The organism is Amycolatopsis orientalis DSM 43388, assembly GCF_000411975.1.
Classification (GTDB): Bacteria; Actinomycetota; Actinomycetes; order Mycobacteriales; family Pseudonocardiaceae; genus Amycolatopsis; species Amycolatopsis orientalis_D.
In genome coordinates, this window is record NZ_ASXG01000127.1 from 40,375 (window position 1) to 55,236 (window position 14,862).

Annotated in this window: 16 protein-coding genes and 1 pseudogene; 7 read left to right on the top strand and 10 right to left on the bottom strand. The window is 68.6% G+C overall.

The genetic code is table 11. From position 1 onward, the window contains the following. Nucleotides 1–51 precede the first annotated feature (51 nt). Nucleotides 52–1,770 (top strand): ATP-binding protein, encoded by a 1,719-nt coding sequence (locus L942_RS26660; protein ID WP_037365640.1) that lies wholly within the window; start codon nt 52–54, stop codon nt 1,768–1,770. A gap of 60 nt (nt 1,771–1,830) precedes the next feature. Then, nucleotides 1,831–2,553 (top strand): Clp protease N-terminal domain-containing protein, encoded by a 723-nt coding sequence (locus L942_RS26665; RefSeq protein WP_037365566.1) that lies wholly within the window; start codon nt 1,831–1,833, stop codon nt 2,551–2,553. A 94-nt stretch (nt 2,554–2,647) separates the two neighbouring features. On the opposite strand, the gene gndA is transcribed toward L942_RS26665, so the two are convergent. Both gndA and L942_RS26675 read right to left on the bottom strand, forming a co-directional pair. Continuing rightward, on the bottom strand, nt 2,648–4,084 hold the full coding sequence (gndA, locus tag L942_RS26670) for an NADP-dependent phosphogluconate dehydrogenase (protein WP_037365568.1): 1,437 nt from the start codon (nt 4,082–4,084) through the stop codon (nt 2,648–2,650). Nucleotides 4,085–4,140: 56 nt separating this feature from the next. Further along, nucleotides 4,141–5,058, bottom strand: a complete 918-nt coding sequence (locus tag L942_RS26675) for an MBL fold metallo-hydrolase (RefSeq protein WP_037365570.1) — start codon at nt 5,056–5,058, stop codon at nt 4,141–4,143. A gap of 283 nt (nt 5,059–5,341) precedes the next feature. On the opposite strand from L942_RS26675, the gene L942_RS26680 reads away from it, so the two are divergent. Further along, nucleotides 5,342–6,196 (top strand): helix-turn-helix domain-containing protein, encoded by an 855-nt coding sequence (locus tag L942_RS26680; protein ID WP_037365572.1) that lies wholly within the window; start codon nt 5,342–5,344, stop codon nt 6,194–6,196. On the opposite strand, the gene L942_RS26685 is transcribed toward L942_RS26680, so the two are convergent. Next, entirely contained in the window at nt 6,156–7,310 is a 1,155-nt protein-coding gene (locus L942_RS26685; protein ID WP_037365574.1) for a glycosyltransferase, read from the bottom strand. The genes L942_RS26680 and L942_RS26685 overlap by 41 nt on opposite strands. A 122-nt stretch (nt 7,311–7,432) precedes the next feature. On the opposite strand from L942_RS26685, the gene L942_RS26690 reads away from it, so the two are divergent. Next, nucleotides 7,433–8,281 carry an SAM-dependent methyltransferase gene (locus L942_RS26690; RefSeq protein WP_037365576.1) on the top strand — a complete coding sequence of 283 codons (849 nt, stop codon included), beginning with the start codon at nt 7,433–7,435 and terminating at the stop codon, nt 8,279–8,281. 183 nt (nt 8,282–8,464) lie between these two features. On the opposite strand, the gene L942_RS26695 is transcribed toward L942_RS26690, so the two are convergent. Both L942_RS26695 and L942_RS26700 read right to left on the bottom strand, forming a co-directional pair. Continuing rightward, nucleotides 8,465–8,701, bottom strand: coding sequence for a hypothetical protein (locus L942_RS26695; protein WP_037365578.1), 237 nt, complete (start codon nt 8,699–8,701; stop codon nt 8,465–8,467). 4 nt (nt 8,702–8,705) lie between these two features. Then, nucleotides 8,706–8,909: a hypothetical protein gene (locus L942_RS26700; RefSeq protein ID WP_037365580.1), complete on the bottom strand. Its 204-nt coding sequence runs from the start codon at nt 8,907–8,909 to the stop codon at nt 8,706–8,708. A gap of 274 nt (nt 8,910–9,183) precedes the next feature. Between L942_RS26700 and L942_RS26705 the strand changes: the two genes are divergently transcribed. Both L942_RS26705 and L942_RS42185 read left to right on the top strand, forming a co-directional pair. Beyond that, nucleotides 9,184–9,444, top strand: a complete 261-nt coding sequence (locus L942_RS26705; protein WP_037365582.1) for a DUF397 domain-containing protein — start codon at nt 9,184–9,186, stop codon at nt 9,442–9,444. 238 nt (nt 9,445–9,682) lie between these two features. After that, nucleotides 9,683–10,114, top strand: a pseudogene (locus L942_RS42185) (amidase family protein); the annotation flags it as partial. Nucleotides 10,115–10,388: 274 nt separating this feature from the next. Here the strand turns inward: L942_RS42185 and L942_RS42190 are convergent. Both L942_RS42190 and L942_RS26715 read right to left on the bottom strand, forming a co-directional pair. Next, entirely contained in the window at nt 10,389–10,601 is a 213-nt protein-coding gene (locus L942_RS42190) for a hypothetical protein (protein WP_051166257.1), read from the bottom strand. A gap of 42 nt (nt 10,602–10,643) precedes the next feature. Next, nucleotides 10,644–11,501, bottom strand: a complete 858-nt coding sequence (locus tag L942_RS26715) for an alpha/beta fold hydrolase (RefSeq protein WP_037365584.1) — start codon at nt 11,499–11,501, stop codon at nt 10,644–10,646. A 54-nt stretch (nt 11,502–11,555) separates the two neighbouring features. On the opposite strand from L942_RS26715, the gene L942_RS26720 reads away from it, so the two are divergent. Further along, nucleotides 11,556–12,092 carry a CGNR zinc finger domain-containing protein gene (locus L942_RS26720; RefSeq protein ID WP_037365586.1) on the top strand — a complete coding sequence of 179 codons (537 nt, stop codon included), beginning with the start codon at nt 11,556–11,558 and terminating at the stop codon, nt 12,090–12,092. Here L942_RS26720 and L942_RS26725 read toward each other — a convergent pair. From L942_RS26725 to L942_RS26735, 3 genes are read right to left on the bottom strand one after another with little or no spacing between them, the layout of a single operon-like run. Further along, nucleotides 12,068–12,919, bottom strand: coding sequence for an oxygenase MpaB family protein (locus L942_RS26725; protein WP_037365588.1), 852 nt, complete (start codon nt 12,917–12,919; stop codon nt 12,068–12,070). The genes L942_RS26720 and L942_RS26725 overlap by 25 nt on opposite strands. 1 nt (nt 12,920) lies before the next feature. Beyond that, nucleotides 12,921–13,499 carry a TetR/AcrR family transcriptional regulator gene (locus L942_RS26730; protein ID WP_037365590.1) on the bottom strand — a complete coding sequence of 193 codons (579 nt, stop codon included), beginning with the start codon at nt 13,497–13,499 and terminating at the stop codon, nt 12,921–12,923. Then, nucleotides 13,466–14,842, bottom strand: a complete 1,377-nt coding sequence (locus tag L942_RS26735) for an amidase (RefSeq protein ID WP_037365591.1) — start codon at nt 14,840–14,842, stop codon at nt 13,466–13,468. The genes L942_RS26730 and L942_RS26735 overlap by 34 nt, the downstream gene beginning before the upstream one ends. Nucleotides 14,843–14,862 lie beyond the last annotated feature (20 nt).

Consider the following 14,862-nt stretch of genomic DNA (forward strand, 5'->3'; position numbering starts at 1 on the left):
TAAGTTAAAGTGAGCATGTAAGTGAGCATGTAGAAGGTGGGCGAGGGCAGGATGCTTGACGACGAGCTGGCGGACATCGTGAGCAACCTTCGTCGCCTTGGTGGCGACGATGCAGACGTCGAGGCGAAGCGCGCTGAGGAGCGCCTGCCCAAATCGGTTCGGGACACTGTCTCCGCGTTCGCCAATACGCGTGGCGGAGTGCTGATTCTTGGCCTGGACGAGACCGCGGGGTTCCGTGCGAACGGGGTGCGTGACCCGGCGAAAATGACTGCCGATCTCGCCGCGGTCTGCGCGGACGAGATGGAGCCGCCGCTACGGCCGTTGATCAGGGCGCATCGTTTCGAAGGGGCCGACCTTGTCGTCGCCGAGATTCCCGCGCTCGACAATCGCAGCCGGCCCTGTTTCGCCAAGCGGCTCGGGATGGCGCAGGGCAGCTACGTCCGGGTCGGCGATGGCGATCGGCGGCTCAGTGGTTACGAGGTGCACCTCATGGTGGCCAACCGCGGTCAGCCGCGAGACGACGAGGAAGCAGTTCCGGAAGCGAGTCTCGCCGACTTGGACTCCGAACTCGTCTCGACGTTTGTCGGGCGGCTTCAGCAACAGCGGCCCTACGCGTTCGCGGACCTTTCTCGCGATGATGTTCTGCGTCGGGTCAAAGTTCTGGTCGGAGATAAGGTAACGGTCGCCGGATTGCTGGCGCTCGGGCGTTACCCGCAGCATTTCTTTCCTCAGCTGATGATCTCCTTCGTGCACTACCCCACGCCGGAGGGGCCGGACGTCCGCACCGGAGACAGGTTCCTCGACAACCGGGTTCTGGAAGGGTCGATACCGACGATGGTTCGCGACGCGCTGGCTGTGCTCCGGGCGAACATGTCACGCCGGGCGACAGTGCGGGGTGCCGGGCGTATAGACAGCTGGGAGTATCCAGAGCCAGCGCTGCGCGAGGCCGTGGTCAACGCGTTGGCTCATCGCGACTACTCGCCAGAATCTCGTGGTGCCCAGGTGCAGATCGAGATGTATCCGGATCGGCTCGTCATCCGCAATCCTGGCGGCCTGTACGGGCCGGTGACCGAAGACACCTTGGGAGAGGAAGGCGTTTCCTCGGCGCGGAACGCCACTTTGCTCAAGCTCCTTGAGGACGTGCCGCTCCCGGGCACGGCGCGGACTGTATGCGAGAACCGCGGTTCGGGAATCCGCACGATGCTCATGGCATTGCGAGACGCCTCGTTGAGTCCGCCGCGGTTCGTCGACAAGATCTCCTTTTTCCGGGTCGAATTCCCCAGCCACGCATTGATCAGCGACGAGGTGATCGCTTGGATCCGAGGGCTTGGCGAGTACGGACTGACCGACAGCCAGTGTCTTGGGCTGGCCATGAGCAAAGCCGGAGACGTGCTGGACAACCATTCCTACCGCAGCGCGACGGGGGTGGACTCGCGGCGCGCGACTGCCGAACTCGGCGACTTGGTGGCGCGTGGTCTGCTGCGGCAGACGGGGAGTCGACGGTGGGCGCGCTATGAACTTGTCGCTTCAGTCGGCACCGGTCTTCGGCCGGTGGGCAGGCGAGACCGGCGACGCGAGGTGCTGGACGCATTGGGCGGTGCCGAACTGACCCGGGCGGAAATGGCGGTGCGGCTGGACATGCCGGACAAGACCGTGTCCCGCTGGCTGCGGGTCCTGCGTGACGAAGGCTTGGTGGAGTTGATCGGTGAGTCGCCGCGCAGTCCAAACGCTCGCTATCGGCGCACTAGCAAGGTCATGCTCGGCGAATAACCGCAGTCCTGGTCAACCCAAGGTTGACGACTCGCATGTCGTCAACCTACAGTTGACGACATGACCGACTCAGTGAAACTCGACGACCTCATCAGCGCCATCAAGGCCAACAACGAGAAAGACGCCCTCGCCCAGCTCACCGACGCCGTGTACGTCGGCCAGCATCTTGGCGAGGTCGCGGACCACCTGATCGGCCACTTTGTCGACCAGGCCCGGCGCAGCGGGGCGTCGTGGACCGACATCGGGGCCAGTATGGGCGTGTCCAAACAAGCCGCCCAGAAGAGATTCGTTCCGAAGAGCGACGACTCCTCCGGCGGAATACAACGGATGTTCGGTCGCTACACTGACCGGGCGCGGCACGTCATCGTCGCTGCGCAGAAGGCCGCTCTCGATCACAAGAATCCCGAAATCGACACCGTTCACCTGCTCCTCGGCCTGCTTTCCGAACCCGACGCATTAGCGGCGGGCGCGATCGTCGCCCAAGGCGTGACGTTGGAGGCAGTGAAGGAAGCCGCCGAAGCGAGGCTTCCGGAACCGGTCGACGACGCCCCGGATCCGGTGCCGTTCGCGTCGGCGGGCAAGAAAGCCCTCGAACTCACCCTGCGCGAGGGGTTGCGGCTCGGGCACAACTACATCGGCACCGAGCACATTCTTCTCGCGCTGCTGGAACAGGGCGAGGGCGCGGGCTACGAAACCCTTGCCGCACTGGGGGTCGACAAGGAACGGGCCGAAGCGAAGATCAAAGAATTCCTTGCCGAAATCCTCAGCACGCTGCGAAATTGATCGCCATCGCGCTCATGGTGCTGTTTGTCTTGACCCTAATCTGAAGGGCTCTCCCCGCACACCAGCGGGGAGAGCCCTTCCGCGGCGCCAAGAATCAGGCTTCGACCTCGGACAGATCCCCGGCCCACAGCGTGTGGAACGAGCCGGGACGGTCGACCCGCCGGTAGGTGTGCGCGCCGAAGAAGTCGCGCTGCCCCTGCACGAGCGCGGCCGGAAGCCGGTCCGCGCGCAGGCCGTCGTAGTAGGCCAGGGCGGTCGAGAAGCCGGGCGTCGGAATGCCCAGGCGGACCGCCGTCGAGATGACCGATCGCCACGAGTCCTGCGCGTTTTCGACCGCTGCGCGGAAGCCGCCGGAGGTGAGCAGCGTCGGGAGGCCCGGCTCGGCGGCATAAGCGGACGTGATGTCGTTCAGGAACTTCGCCCGGATGATGCAGCCGCCGCGCCAGATCGCGGCGACGCGGCCCAGGTCGATGTCCCAGCCGTACTCCGCGGCGCCGGCCTGGATCTGGTTGAAGCCCTGCGCGTACGCGACCACCTTCGACGCGTACAGCGCCTGCTCGACGTCGTCCGCGAAGGTCTCCAGCGCGGACCCGGTCAGCGGTGCCCGCGTCGGGCCGCCCAGTCCGCGCGCGGCCGAGCGCAGCCCGGTGGACCCGGACAGCGACCGCGCGAACACGGCCTCCGCGATGCCGCTGATCGGCACGCCCAGGTCGAGCCCGATCTGCACGGTCCAGCGGCCGGTGCCCTTCTGCTCCGCCGCGTCCTCGACCACGTCGACGAACGGTTTGCCGGACGCCCCGTCGACGTGCTTGAGCACCTGGGCGGTGATCTCGATCAAGTACGAGTCGAGCCGTCCGGTGTTCCAGGTGCCGAAGACGTCCGCGATCTCCGCCGGGGAGTAGCCGGCCGCGCCGCGCAGCAGGTCGAACGACTCGGCGATCAGCTGCATGTCGGCGTACTCGATGCCGTTGTGCACCATTTTGACGAAATGCCCGGCCCCGTCCGCGCCGACGTGCGTGCAGCACGGTTCGCCGTCGACCTTCGCCGAGATGTCCTCGAACAGCGGCCCGAGCGACTCGTAGGACTCCTTCGACCCGCCGGGCATGATGCTCGGCCCGTGCAGCGCGCCTTCCTCGCCGCCGGACACGCCGGTGCCGACGAAGTGCAGGCCGCGTTCGCGCAGCGCCTGCTCCCGGCGGCGGGTGTCCGCGAAGTGCGCGTTGCCCGCGTCCACGATCACGTCGCCCGGCTCCAGCAGCGGCGCGAACTCCTCGATGACGGCGTCGGTCGGGCCGCCCGCCTTCACCATGATCACGATCTGCCGCGGCCGCTCCAGCGCGTCGACGAACTCCTGCGCGGAGTACGCCGGGATGAAGTCGCCTTCGTCGCCGAACTGCTCGACGAGCGAGCGGGTCCGCTCCTCGGAGCGGTTGTGCAGGGCGACCGTGTGCCCGTGCCGGGCCAGGTTCCGCGCCAGGTTGCGGCCCATGACCGCGAGGCCGGTGACCCCGATGCTCGCCTTCTTGCTCATCCGAAACCTTTCCGAAAACCTCTGCCGGATTCCGAGCCTAGCCACAAAACCGGTGCTCACGAGAAGCAGCGGATCGGACCACCGTTCCAGGCCAGCATGTCCTTCAGCGGAGCCACCAGATCGAGTGGCGCACCCCACTGCGCCCCGTCCAGTTCGGCGTACGCCCGGTGCAGGTTCCCGGCGAGCCGTTCCTGTTCGGTCAGCTCGGCGAACCGGCCGAGGTCGGTCGCCTTCGCCTGCTCCAGCGGCGCGCGCCCGGCCGCCTTGCCGGTTTCCGCCGTGCGCTGGACGAACTCCAGGTAGTCGTCGACCGCGTCCACCGTCTCGAGTCCGCACACCGGGCCGTGGCCGGGCAGGATGACCGCCGGGTCGAGTTCGCGGATCACGTTCAGTGCGGCCCGCCAGCCCGCCACCGAACCCATCAGTGCGAACGGGCTGCCGCCGTTGAACACCAGGTCGCCCGCGTACAGCAGGCGCTGCTCGGGAAGCCAGACCAGGACGTCGTTGGTGGTGTGCGCGGCGTGGCCGGGGTGGATGAGGTCGATCCGGGTTTGTCCGGCGTAGAGGGTGACCGTGTCGTCGAAGACCAGATCGGGCACGCGCAGTTCGAGCTTGCCCCAGTCGCTGTCGGTGAATACGCCCTCGTACCGCTGGATCCCGTCGGCCAGCAGCGTTTCGCGGGTCTTGCGGTGGCCGACGACGGTCGCGCCGCCGACCAGATAGTTGCCATTGGTGTGGTCGCCGTGGTGATGGGTGTTGACGAGCGTCGTGACCGGGCCGACGGTGTCGCCGACGGCCGAGAGCAGCGCGCGCGTCCGTCGTTCGGTCGCGCAGGTGTCGATGAGCACAGCGTGCCCGTCGGCGTCGACGAAGCCGCAGTTGTTGATGAACCAGGAGCCGTCGGGCTGGACGTAGCCGAACGCGCCGTCTGCCAGCTGTTTGACGCTCGCCGCGCCCGGGGATCGATCGATCACGCCGACACTATGCCGCCCGGACCGCCGGCGTGGGGAGTCCGCGGCCGAGCTGTGCCCGGAAGTCTCCTGTTAGTCCGAATGGAGTAGCCGAGATGTCCGCGCTGCCTCGCATACACTGCTCCGGCAGGGTGACATGCCGGGTGACTGGCGTTCTCGCGCATTTCCTGAAACGCTGCCGGGTGTCATCATCGAACCCCGTTGGGTCGCAGTGGCCTGGGTGGTTCGTAGTTCGCGGTCCGGCGGAGAGCCCGTCGGCAGTAGGGGTCCAGGAGAGCAAGGGGAGATGGCGAGCACCGTCACCTCGCGCCGCAAGCAGCTCGGCAATGAGCTCCGGCATGCTCGAAACGCCGCGAAGATGACGCAGCAGCAAGTCGCCGAGGTACTCGGCTGCACCCAGGGCAAGGTCAACAAGATCGAGTCCGGTGCGGTGGGGGTCAAGCTCGGAGATGTGCGGACCATGCTGAACGCGTTCGGGATCAACGGCGAAGAAGCCGACACTCTGATGAACCTGGCCCGGGCCGCGGCCGGGCAGCGCGGCCACTGGTCGGGCTACCGGTCGGTGGTGCCGCACTGGTTCCGCACCTTCACCGACCTCGAGCCGGCCGCCGCGGAGATCCTCACCTGGCACGGCGAGCGCGTGCCGGGGCCGTTGCAGTCCGAGCACTACATGCTCAAGCAGTTCACCGAAGCGGGAGCCACCGACGTCACGTCGCTGGTGCGCAACCGGCTCGACCGCAAGGCGGTGTTCGACCAGCAGCAGCCGCCGTACTACCGGTTCATCATCAGCGAGGGTGCATTGCGCCGCGCGCCCGGCGGGTTCGCGCCCGCGGTGATGCTGGACCAGGTCGAGCACCTGCTCGCGCTCGACCGGCACCCGCGCGTGTACGTACATGTGCTGCCGTTCAGCGCGAAGCTCGCCGCGGTGCCCAACGACTTCACGATCATGCGGTTCCCGGACCGCACCCGCGACTTCGTCTACATCGAACACTCCGCGGGCGGGCTGTACCTCGACGACGTGAAGGACTTCAACATCTTCGTGGACTCGTGGGACCGGCTGCGCGGCGCCGCCCTGGAGCGCGGCGAGACGCGGCAGTTCCTCAAGGAACTGGCGGAACACTACCGCGCGCAAATGTCGTGACCAGCGTTTCCAGCACCGGCACGGTTTCTTCGGCGGCGGGCAGCGCGTTGATCTCCGCCTGCACGCGTTGCGCGGCCTCGCGATAGCCGGGCTCGGCGAGCAACTCCGCGGCGGCTTGGCAGATTTCGTCCGGAGTGGACGTTTCCGGGTCGAGCGCCCGGCCGACGTGCAGCGCGGCGCAGCGCCGGGCATTGCCGGGCTGGTCGGCGCCCATCGGGAAGAGCAGCGACGGCAGCCCGTGCGAGAGCGCGCCGACCACGCTGCCGGACCCGGCGTGCGAGACCATCAAATCGAGGCGGGGCAACAGTTCGGCCTGCGGGACGAACCGTTCCACGCGGACGTGCGCTGGTTGCGGCCCGAACTCGGCCGGGTCGATCTGCGTGCCGACGGTGGCGGTCACCTCGGCGGCCAAGCGGCCCAGCCCGGCGAGGGTGCGCTCGATGAGGTCGCCGGACTCCAGGTTGAAGTTCGTGCCGAGCGTGAAGTACACGTGCGGCCGCTTGGCGGGCGGACGAGGCGCGACCGGATCTCCTTGGCGGAACGAGAAAGTGCCCGGCGGCAGTGGCGAGCTGGGGTCGCGAAAGGACGGCGGGAGCGGCGAAAGCACCTGGCCGCGGGTCAGCATTTCCAGCCCCGGGTCGTCCGGCAGCCCGTGCGCGGCGCGGGCCTCGGCAAGCGGCTCGGCGAGGAGTTCCTTGCGCAGCAACGTTCCCGCGGCGAGGACCAGGACGGTGGCGCACGGCAGGTCCAGCACCTCGGCGGCGATCGCGGCGGAGAAGTCCACCTCGTCCCGGACGATCAGGTCCGGCCGCCATTCCCGGGCCAGCTCCAGCAGCACCGGCACGTGTTCGCGCGGCGCGCGGCGGGCGAACAGTTCCTGGATTTCCCAGTCGTCGCGCGCCGGATCGACCGGCGGCATCGGCTGACGCGTCGCGTCGATCTCGCGTGGCTCGCTGACCGCGAAGGTCGTGAACCCGGCTTTGGCGAGCGCGGGTACGTGCGAACCACCGCCGGCGACGGCTACGGTGTGACCGCGCGAGACCAGTGCTCGCGCGACCGGTGCCATCGGGTCGAAGTGGCCGCGACCGCCGACGAACGAAAACAGGATGCGCATCCACCGCAACCTAGCGGCCCGGAGGCAGGTCGGTCGTGGCATTTTCGGGGCGGTCGCCGGGGGCTGGCGGCGCGCGACCGCGGCGAGTGGGCACACTGGTACCCGCACGGAAGGGGAAGCTGATGACTCAGGCACCGGATCCGGAAGCCCCGGAGGGCGTCGACCTCGACCGGCCGAACGCGGCGCGGATTTACGACTGGTTCCTCGGCGGCACCGCGAACTGGGCGATCGACCGCGAGTTCGGCGAACGGGCGGTCCAGACCTTTCCGATGATCAAGACCATCGCCCGGGCCGGCCGCGAATTCCTCGGCCGCGGCGTGCGGTACATGGCCGAACAAGGCATCGACCAGTTCCTCGATATCGGCTCCGGCGTGCCCACGGTCGGCAACGTGCACGAGATCGCCACGTCGGTGAACCCCAACGCGCGCTGTGTCTATGTCGACAACGAGCCGGTGGCCGTCGCGCATTCGCAGATCCTGCTGGAACGCGAGGGCGTCGCCGACCGGCACGCGGTGCTGCAGGGCGACCTGCGCGAGCCGGCCGACATCTGGCCGCGCGCGCTCGACACCGGCGTGCTCGACCCGAAGCGCCCGATCGGGCTGATCATGGTCGGGGTGCTGTACTTCATCGGCCGCGACGAACCGGCGCGGGAGATCGTGCAGAAGTACCTGTCGCTGCTGCCGTCCGGCTCGTACTTCCTGTCCTCGCACCTGACCGACGACGGCGTGCCGACGCACGACGGTGACCGCCGCGACGCGATCCACAAGCAGTACCAGCAGTCGAGCACGCCGTTCCACTTCCGCTCGCGGGCGGAGTTCGCGGAGTTCTTCTCCGGGCTGGAACTGGTCGAGCCGGGCATCTCGTGGGTCTCGGACTGGCACCCGGAGGCCGGCGAATCGAGCGCGGGCGACCGGATGGCGGACGATCCCTCCTTCAGCGGCGGGATTTGCGCCCTGGGCCGCAAGCCCTGACCCTCGCGCACGGAGTCCGAAGCGAAGGTCCGGGAGGGGAACCAGCTTTCCCTCCCGGACTTCCGCGGAGTGCATGGTCTAGACCGGCTGGCATGGTCCGGACCTGCGCGGTCTTGGTTCCGGATACGAAAACGCTCCCCGGGGCAAGGAGTTCCGGGGAGCGTGGACGATGCGGACCGCGGCTCAGCCGAGCCCGTGAAGCAGCGGTACTCGTGTCTCGCGACGGTGGCTGGTGGCGTGGACGGTGTCCGCTTGGCGCGGAGCCGGTACTTCGATCTCGGTGTCCACCACCATGGGGCTGCGCAGCGGGGCCTGGATCAGGCTGAACCCGAACCGGCTGCGCAACTCGTGATTGATCCCACGCCGGCCGCGAGTGTGTTCGTCCTCACGGCGGAAAAGCGTGGTGAGCCGGACGGCCATGGGATCACACCCCCAGTTCGGATAACGGGAACCAGCGCGGGTCGGCGCCGGCCGGATCGGGGTGGTTCGCGCTCGGCGGGTCAACGCCGGGCACCAGGGAAACCGCCTCGTTGCGGTGTCTCCGCAGGGTCGTCGCGGCACCTGGACCAGCGCTGATCCCGGCGAGGCGGGCGGAGTTGCTCGTCTCGCCGAACGGGTCGGCTCGCATCCGCACACCTCCCGATGTCTCGCGGCTGTTCCGCCGCCCGGGCCGGGTGCCCGGGCCGGTACCGCCGGTGTTGGACTGAATGTCGCAAGCCATTCACCCACCACTGACGCCCCGATCGCTGCGATTAATCCTACTCCTGGAATAATCTTCATGTCGAGATCGGGTCGAGTTGATCACCCGCTTGGCCCTGCGGTTTGCTCCGTAGTGACGCAAAGAAGCCGGGGACCGTGCAGCAGAACGCACGCCCTGCACAAGGCTCGGAGGTGGACGACCCATGGCGGATTATCCGTCGCCCCAGGATTACGACCCGGACACGGCGGAGTCGTTGTTCGCGGCCGGGGCCTGGGCGAAGTCGTTCGCCAGCGAACCCAACGGCGGCAACTGCGTCGAGGTCAACCTCTCCCGTCCCGGGCTGATCGGCGTGCGCGACACGAAACTCGCGGCGAGCCCCGTGCTGGTGTTCGACCGCGGCGAGTGGGACGCCTTCCTCGTCGCGGTCAAGGCGGGGCAGTTCGACCTGCCGCCGAGCGAGTAGTCCACCACGGCGAGGTCTCCGCGGAGAGCGATTCGCAAACAGTCACTCGATCGGGTGGTCTTGGCGGGTGCCCTGGTCACTGTGGGTGGTTGGAGTCGTGGGCTGAATGTCGGTTTGGCGAGAGTCGCCAGCTGGGCAGGTTGAGCGGTGCGGCTTGCGGAGCGCGCCATGGCCCCACTTCCCCAGTCGGCGAAGCACTGCGCCTTTCCGGACTCGGCAGCTCTCGCCGGTCGAGCTGATGCACGCGGTCGTGGAACGAGCGGAGCCGGACGTCAACGCGTTCGCCGAGCAGCGGTTCGAGCAGGCGCTGCGACTGGCGGCCGTCGCGGAGAAGCAGCACGCGCCCGGTGGCCAGCCGAGGCCGCTCGAGGGACTGCCGATCGCGGCGAAGGAAGAACAGCCCTTGGCCGGGTACTCGATCACCGAGGGCACTCTGCTGCGCCCGCCTCGGGTGGCGCAGGAGACCGCGATCGGGCTGAGCCGGATCCAGGCGGCCGGCGGGATTCTGCACGCTCGTACCGGCGTCTGAGTTCTGCTGCCTGCCGTTGTCTCACGTGTGGCGTTGGGGACCACGTGCAATCCGTGGAACTTCGAGGCCGCGGCGGGCGGCCCGTCCGGCGGTTCGGGGGCTGCGCTGGCGGCCGGAACCGACGTTCTTGCTGCGGGTTCGGACATCGGCGATCGCTTCGGGCGCCCGCGTCCTTCACCGGTGTCGTGGGATTCAAGCCGCCGCGCGGCCGCAACCTGGTCCTCCCGCCCGCCGGATTGGAGACGTACTGCCACCACAGCCCGATGCCCGGATCGTCGCCGATTGCGCGCTCCTGCAGAACGTCATGGCGGGCGAGGACCCGCATTCGCGGCTGCCCGCGGCGCGAATCGAGTTGGGCCTCGTGCCAGGGTGCCGCGTTGCGTGTTGCCCAGCGCCTGGCGATTTCCCGGTGGCCTCAGGTCCTGGAATTGGACCGGCGGAATCCGGGCGTCATCACGCCGTACTGCCAGGCTTTCGCACGCAAAGGCGTCGAGAACACGGTGGACACGAAACCGGCCGCGCGGTCGAAGTGGCGATCCGTGCCCGCCTGGACGCGGTGTTCGCGCGCTTCGACGCACTCACCATGCCGACCCTCGGTGCCACCGCGTTCGCGGCTGGAGGGGATCACCTTCCGAACGGGGCCGTGGGGGCGGGTTTCGCGCGGATTTCGTTAACTGGCCAGGAATTCCCGCAGATGCGCCACGACTTGTGAAGGTTGTTCCTCGGGCAGGAAGTGGCCGCAGTCCTCGAGGCCGATGCCGGTCACGTGGTCCGCGTAGTCGCGCCAGATGTCGAGCGTGGGCAGGTTGCCGAGCAGGCCGGCCTTGCCCCACACCGCCAGTACCGGCTGGGTGAGGCGTTTCCCGGCGGCGTAATCCGCGTCGTCCAGCTCGGCGTCGTCCGGGAAGGAGGCGCGGTAGTCGTCGAAACCGGCTCGGAGCGCGCCGGGTGCTTCGAACGCGCGCACGTACTCGGCGACGTCCTCGGCGGCCAGCCCTTGCCGCTGGAAGGTCCAGCGCTCGAAGAAGTACCCGAGGTAGGCGGCGACGTTCTGGCCCGCCAGCAGCTCCGGCAGGTCTGGCTGGAGATGGAAAAGCCAGTGCCAGTAAGCCTTCCCGAGATCCTTGTCGAGTCGACGCCACATCTCCCGCGTCGGCGCGATGTCCAGTACGGCCAGCCGTTCGACCTGGTCCGGACGGTCGAGTGCCCATCGATGCGCGACCCGGCCGCCGCGATCGTGCCCGGCCACCGAGACCCGGGCGAATCCGAGCTGTTCGGCCAGTTTCGCGACGTCGGCCGCCATCGTGCGCTTGTCGTAGCCGGTGCGGGGTTTGTCGGTGCGCCCGTATCCGCGCAGGTCCGGGGCGATCACCGTGTACGTCTCGGCCAGCGGTCCGGCGACGCGGTGCCAGCAGTGGGACGTCTGTGGCCAGCCGTGCAGGAGAAACAGCGGCGGACCGTCGCCGCCGCGAAGGTAGTGCATGCGCAGGTCGTCTACTTGGGCCATCGCTGCTTCTAACCGGCTCATGAGGTTAGACGGTAGCGCGGGTTCTCACCGGTTTCAATGGTTAGAATGAGCGGCATGGATTGGGTGTTCGACGCCGGACGGCCGTGTCTGCACCTGGTGAACACGCTCCGCTCGCGGCATCTCCCCGAGGGCATCGAGTTGCTCACCGACCCGGACGCCCTCGTGGAATGGCTTGAGCTGGCCGGATTCGGCCGCCTGCCGGTGACCGCCGCTCAGCTGGCCACGGCGAAGGAGCTGCGCGAGGCGGTCAACCGGCTGCTGACCGCCAAGCCGCTGGCCGCGGATGTCCGCTTGGTCAACGACGCGCTCGCGGCCGCCCCGGAGCCGGACCGGTTGCGGTTGAAGGACGGCGTGCTCCAGCGGGAGAAACCCGCACCGGCGGATCCGGTGGCGACGGCGTTCGCCGTGCTGGCCGCTGACGCTGTCGACCTCGCGACCGGCGCGGAAGACCTTCGCATCTGCGCGGCGGACGACTGTGGCTTGCGGTTCGTCGACACCTCGCCCCGCCGGACGCGGCAGTGGTGCTCGATGTCCCGCTGCGGGAACCGGGCGAAGGCCCGGGCGCATTACGAGCGGACGAAGAACCGGTAAGCCCACGGATGGGCGCGTAGCCAGACATTCAGTTTGCCGACCGCTCTCATCGGAACAGTGCGCAGTGAGGGCGGAGTCATCGTGCCGAGGATTCTGGTCACGCGGCGGAAGCGGGCGAACTTGCGCGCGTCTTCGGCGGTCCAGTGCAAACCGAGGCGGTCCCGCACTTCGGGCGGCAGCGTCGCGCGGATCAGGAACATCTGCGCGGTCGAGTATTTTTTCCGGAGTTTCGACCATCGGCGATCCGACATGCGGGAGAAGGGATTCCGTACCGTGTCGATGGTCTCGAACAAGGTGCTGATCGTCTCGTTCGGACCGAACCCGGCGATCATCTCGCGGTAATAGCGCTCGAATTCCGGCCAGGTCGGCGGCAGGTCCCGCTCGCGCACGCCGAGGATCCGGCCGATGCCGCACATCTGCCCGTAATATTCCGTAAGCTCCGAAGTGGACATCGGACGGCCGAAGAACCGTTGCGCGTCAACGGGAGCCATCACCAGCGTCGCGTGCACCCACGCGTAGGCGCCGGGATCGAGGGCGCTGTATCGGCGGCCATCGGAGATTCCAGTGAACGAACGGTGCAGTTTTCGCAACCGCGCGGCCTCGGCTTGCGCGCCCTTTGTCCCGCCGTACACATAGATCGACAGCGAAGCGACAGTGCGCATCAGCCGGGTCCATGGGTCCTCGCGGTAGTCCGAATGATCCCGCACTCCGGCCGCCACGATCGGATGCGCGACTTGGAGCACGAGCACCTGACCGGCGAGGAGCGCGTCGCGGAAGTCGCCGAAATAACGCCAAGCCGCGGTGCCGCGGACGATCGGCGGGGCCATCTCAGCCTCGCGCGCCGTGCAACAGCATCATCAACGGCTCAGCAGCCGGAACGTCCGTGCCGGTCGCTAGCCGACGCAACTGCAGCCCGGCGATCAGCGCGACCACTGGCCCGGCCACTCGTTCGGGATCCGGCAAACCGAGCGCGGTGAGGATCGTGATCGCTAATTCGTCATACGCCGCAAAGCATTTCGCGGAAGCCTCGTGCAATCCCGGGTCGCGCGCGGCCTGCAGGTACAGCTCGTGCGGCGCGAGTTCGTCCGTGCCGAACGGCAGTTGTTTGATCACGTGCTCCACGACGGTCGCCGCTTGTTCGAGACTCAGCCCCTGTTCTCGGTAGGCCTCGACAATTCCCGCCAGTTTCGCCGTTTCCTCTTCCGCGAACAGCAGCATCGCCTCGCGCAGCAGTTCCGTCTGGCTCGGGAAGTGATACGTGAGCGTGCCGAGCGAAACCCCGGCGGCGGCGACGATGCGCCGGTTGGTGAGCCCGCCGACGCCCTGCTCGCCGACCACCTTCAGGGTGGCGCGGAGGATCGCGTCGCGCGTGCTCACCACTCCGGCTCGGGGTGCCGGTCCGGCCATCGCAGCTCCTCTTCCAGTTGCGCGGCAACGGAAATCAGCCGCTCCTCGGAATACGACGGGCCGAGCAGCTGGGCGCCGAGCGGCAACCCGTCCGCGGTCAGTCCGGCAGGCACGTTCACCCCGGGCCAGCCCAGCACGTTCCACGGCCAAGCGTACGGGCACGCGGCGATCATCGTCTGGTCGGTCTGCCAGCCGGAAAGCCCGTCGAACGCCCCGATCGCCGGCGGCGGGGTAGCGGTGGTCGGTGTGAGCAGGACGTCGATGTCGCCGAACATCCCGCCGATCCGGCGGCGCAGCACGGGTTCCGCTGCGCGGGCGAGTTTCAAGGCGGGGCCGGCGAGCAAGCCGCCTTGCTGGGCGTTGCTGCGGGTGCGCGGGTCGAGCGCGGACGGTTCCGGCACGCGCCGGGCCCAATCGCGCACGCCGGTGAGCGAGCGGGGCAGGAAGGTGAGGCCGATCAGGCCGTATCCCGGTTCGACCGGGACGATGTCGTGCCCCAGTCCGGCAAGGGTCTCGGCGGTCTCCCGCACCGCCGCTTCGACCACTGGGTCGAGCTTGGTTTTGGTGGCGGTGAAAGGAATCCGGGTGGAGAGGCCGATCCGCAGCCGTCCGGGTTCGCGCTGTGCGGCGGCCTGGAACGACGCGCCGGTGCCGGCGGTGACGTCGAGCAGGGCGGCCGCGTCGGCGACCGTCCGGGCCAGCGGGCCGAGGACGGTGAGGCCGTGGAACAGTTCGCCGTCGGTCGGGATCCGGCCGCGCTGGGTTTTGATCCCGACAAGCCCGGTCCACGCCGCCGGGATGCGCACCGAACCGGCCCCGTCCGACCCGAGCGCGGCGGCCACGATCCCGGCCGCCACCGCCGCGGCCGATCCGCCGGACGACCCGCCCGGCGTGTGCGCGGGCTGCCACGGATTGCGCGTCGCGCCGAAGGCGGGTCCCTCGGTGAACGGCCATTGTCCCAGCTCAGGCGTGTTCGTCTTGCCGATGATGACCGCGCCGGCCTGCTTGAGCTTCGCTACCGCGGGCGCGTCCGCCGTCGCCGCCGGGAAGTCGCCCGGGCACCCGAACGCGGTGGGCAGGCCGATGAGGTCCACGTCGTCCTTGATCGCCACCGGCACCCCGAGCAACGGCGCGCGTTCCCCGTTCGCGAGGCGTCGATCAGCTTCGTCGGCCTCGGCGAGCGCGGCGTCGTCCCGCAGCACGCGGAACGCGTTGAGCACCGGCTGGCTCGCGTGCGCCCGCTTGAGCGCGTGTTCGGTGAGCTGCACGGCCGTGACCTCGCCGGATGCGAGCGCGGCGGCCTGCTCGGCAAGGGTCGTGAACTCTGTCGTCGCGGAAGGCATCGGCAGCTCCCCGTTCTCTC

Coding starts and splice junctions, on each gene's coding strand:
- L942_RS26690 (WP_037365576.1), top strand. CDS start 7,433: ATGACTCAGGCACCGGATCCGGAAGCCCCGGAGGGCGTCGACCTCGAC.
- L942_RS26680 (WP_037365572.1), top strand. CDS start 5,342: ATGGCGAGCACCGTCACCTCGCGCCGCAAGCAGCTCGGCAATGAGCTC.
- L942_RS26720 (WP_037365586.1), top strand. CDS start 11,556: ATGGATTGGGTGTTCGACGCCGGACGGCCGTGTCTGCACCTGGTGAAC.
- L942_RS26725 (WP_037365588.1), bottom strand. CDS start 12,919: ATGGCCCCGCCGATCGTCCGCGGCACCGCGGCTTGGCGTTATTTCGGC.
- L942_RS26705 (WP_037365582.1), top strand. CDS start 9,184: ATGGCGGATTATCCGTCGCCCCAGGATTACGACCCGGACACGGCGGAG.
- L942_RS26700 (WP_037365580.1), bottom strand. CDS start 8,909: ATGCGAGCCGACCCGTTCGGCGAGACGAGCAACTCCGCCCGCCTCGCC.
- L942_RS26715 (WP_037365584.1), bottom strand. CDS start 11,501: ATGAGCCGGTTAGAAGCAGCGATGGCCCAAGTAGACGACCTGCGCATG.
- L942_RS26685 (WP_037365574.1), bottom strand. CDS start 7,310: ATGCGCATCCTGTTTTCGTTCGTCGGCGGTCGCGGCCACTTCGACCCG.
- L942_RS26695 (WP_037365578.1), bottom strand. CDS start 8,701: ATGGCCGTCCGGCTCACCACGCTTTTCCGCCGTGAGGACGAACACACT.
- L942_RS26665 (WP_037365566.1), top strand. CDS start 1,831: ATGACCGACTCAGTGAAACTCGACGACCTCATCAGCGCCATCAAGGCC.
- L942_RS26660 (WP_037365640.1), top strand. CDS start 52: ATGCTTGACGACGAGCTGGCGGACATCGTGAGCAACCTTCGTCGCCTT.
- gndA (WP_037365568.1), bottom strand. CDS start 4,084: ATGAGCAAGAAGGCGAGCATCGGGGTCACCGGCCTCGCGGTCATGGGC.
- L942_RS26730 (WP_037365590.1), bottom strand. CDS start 13,499: ATGGCCGGACCGGCACCCCGAGCCGGAGTGGTGAGCACGCGCGACGCG.
- L942_RS26735 (WP_037365591.1), bottom strand. CDS start 14,842: ATGCCTTCCGCGACGACAGAGTTCACGACCCTTGCCGAGCAGGCCGCC.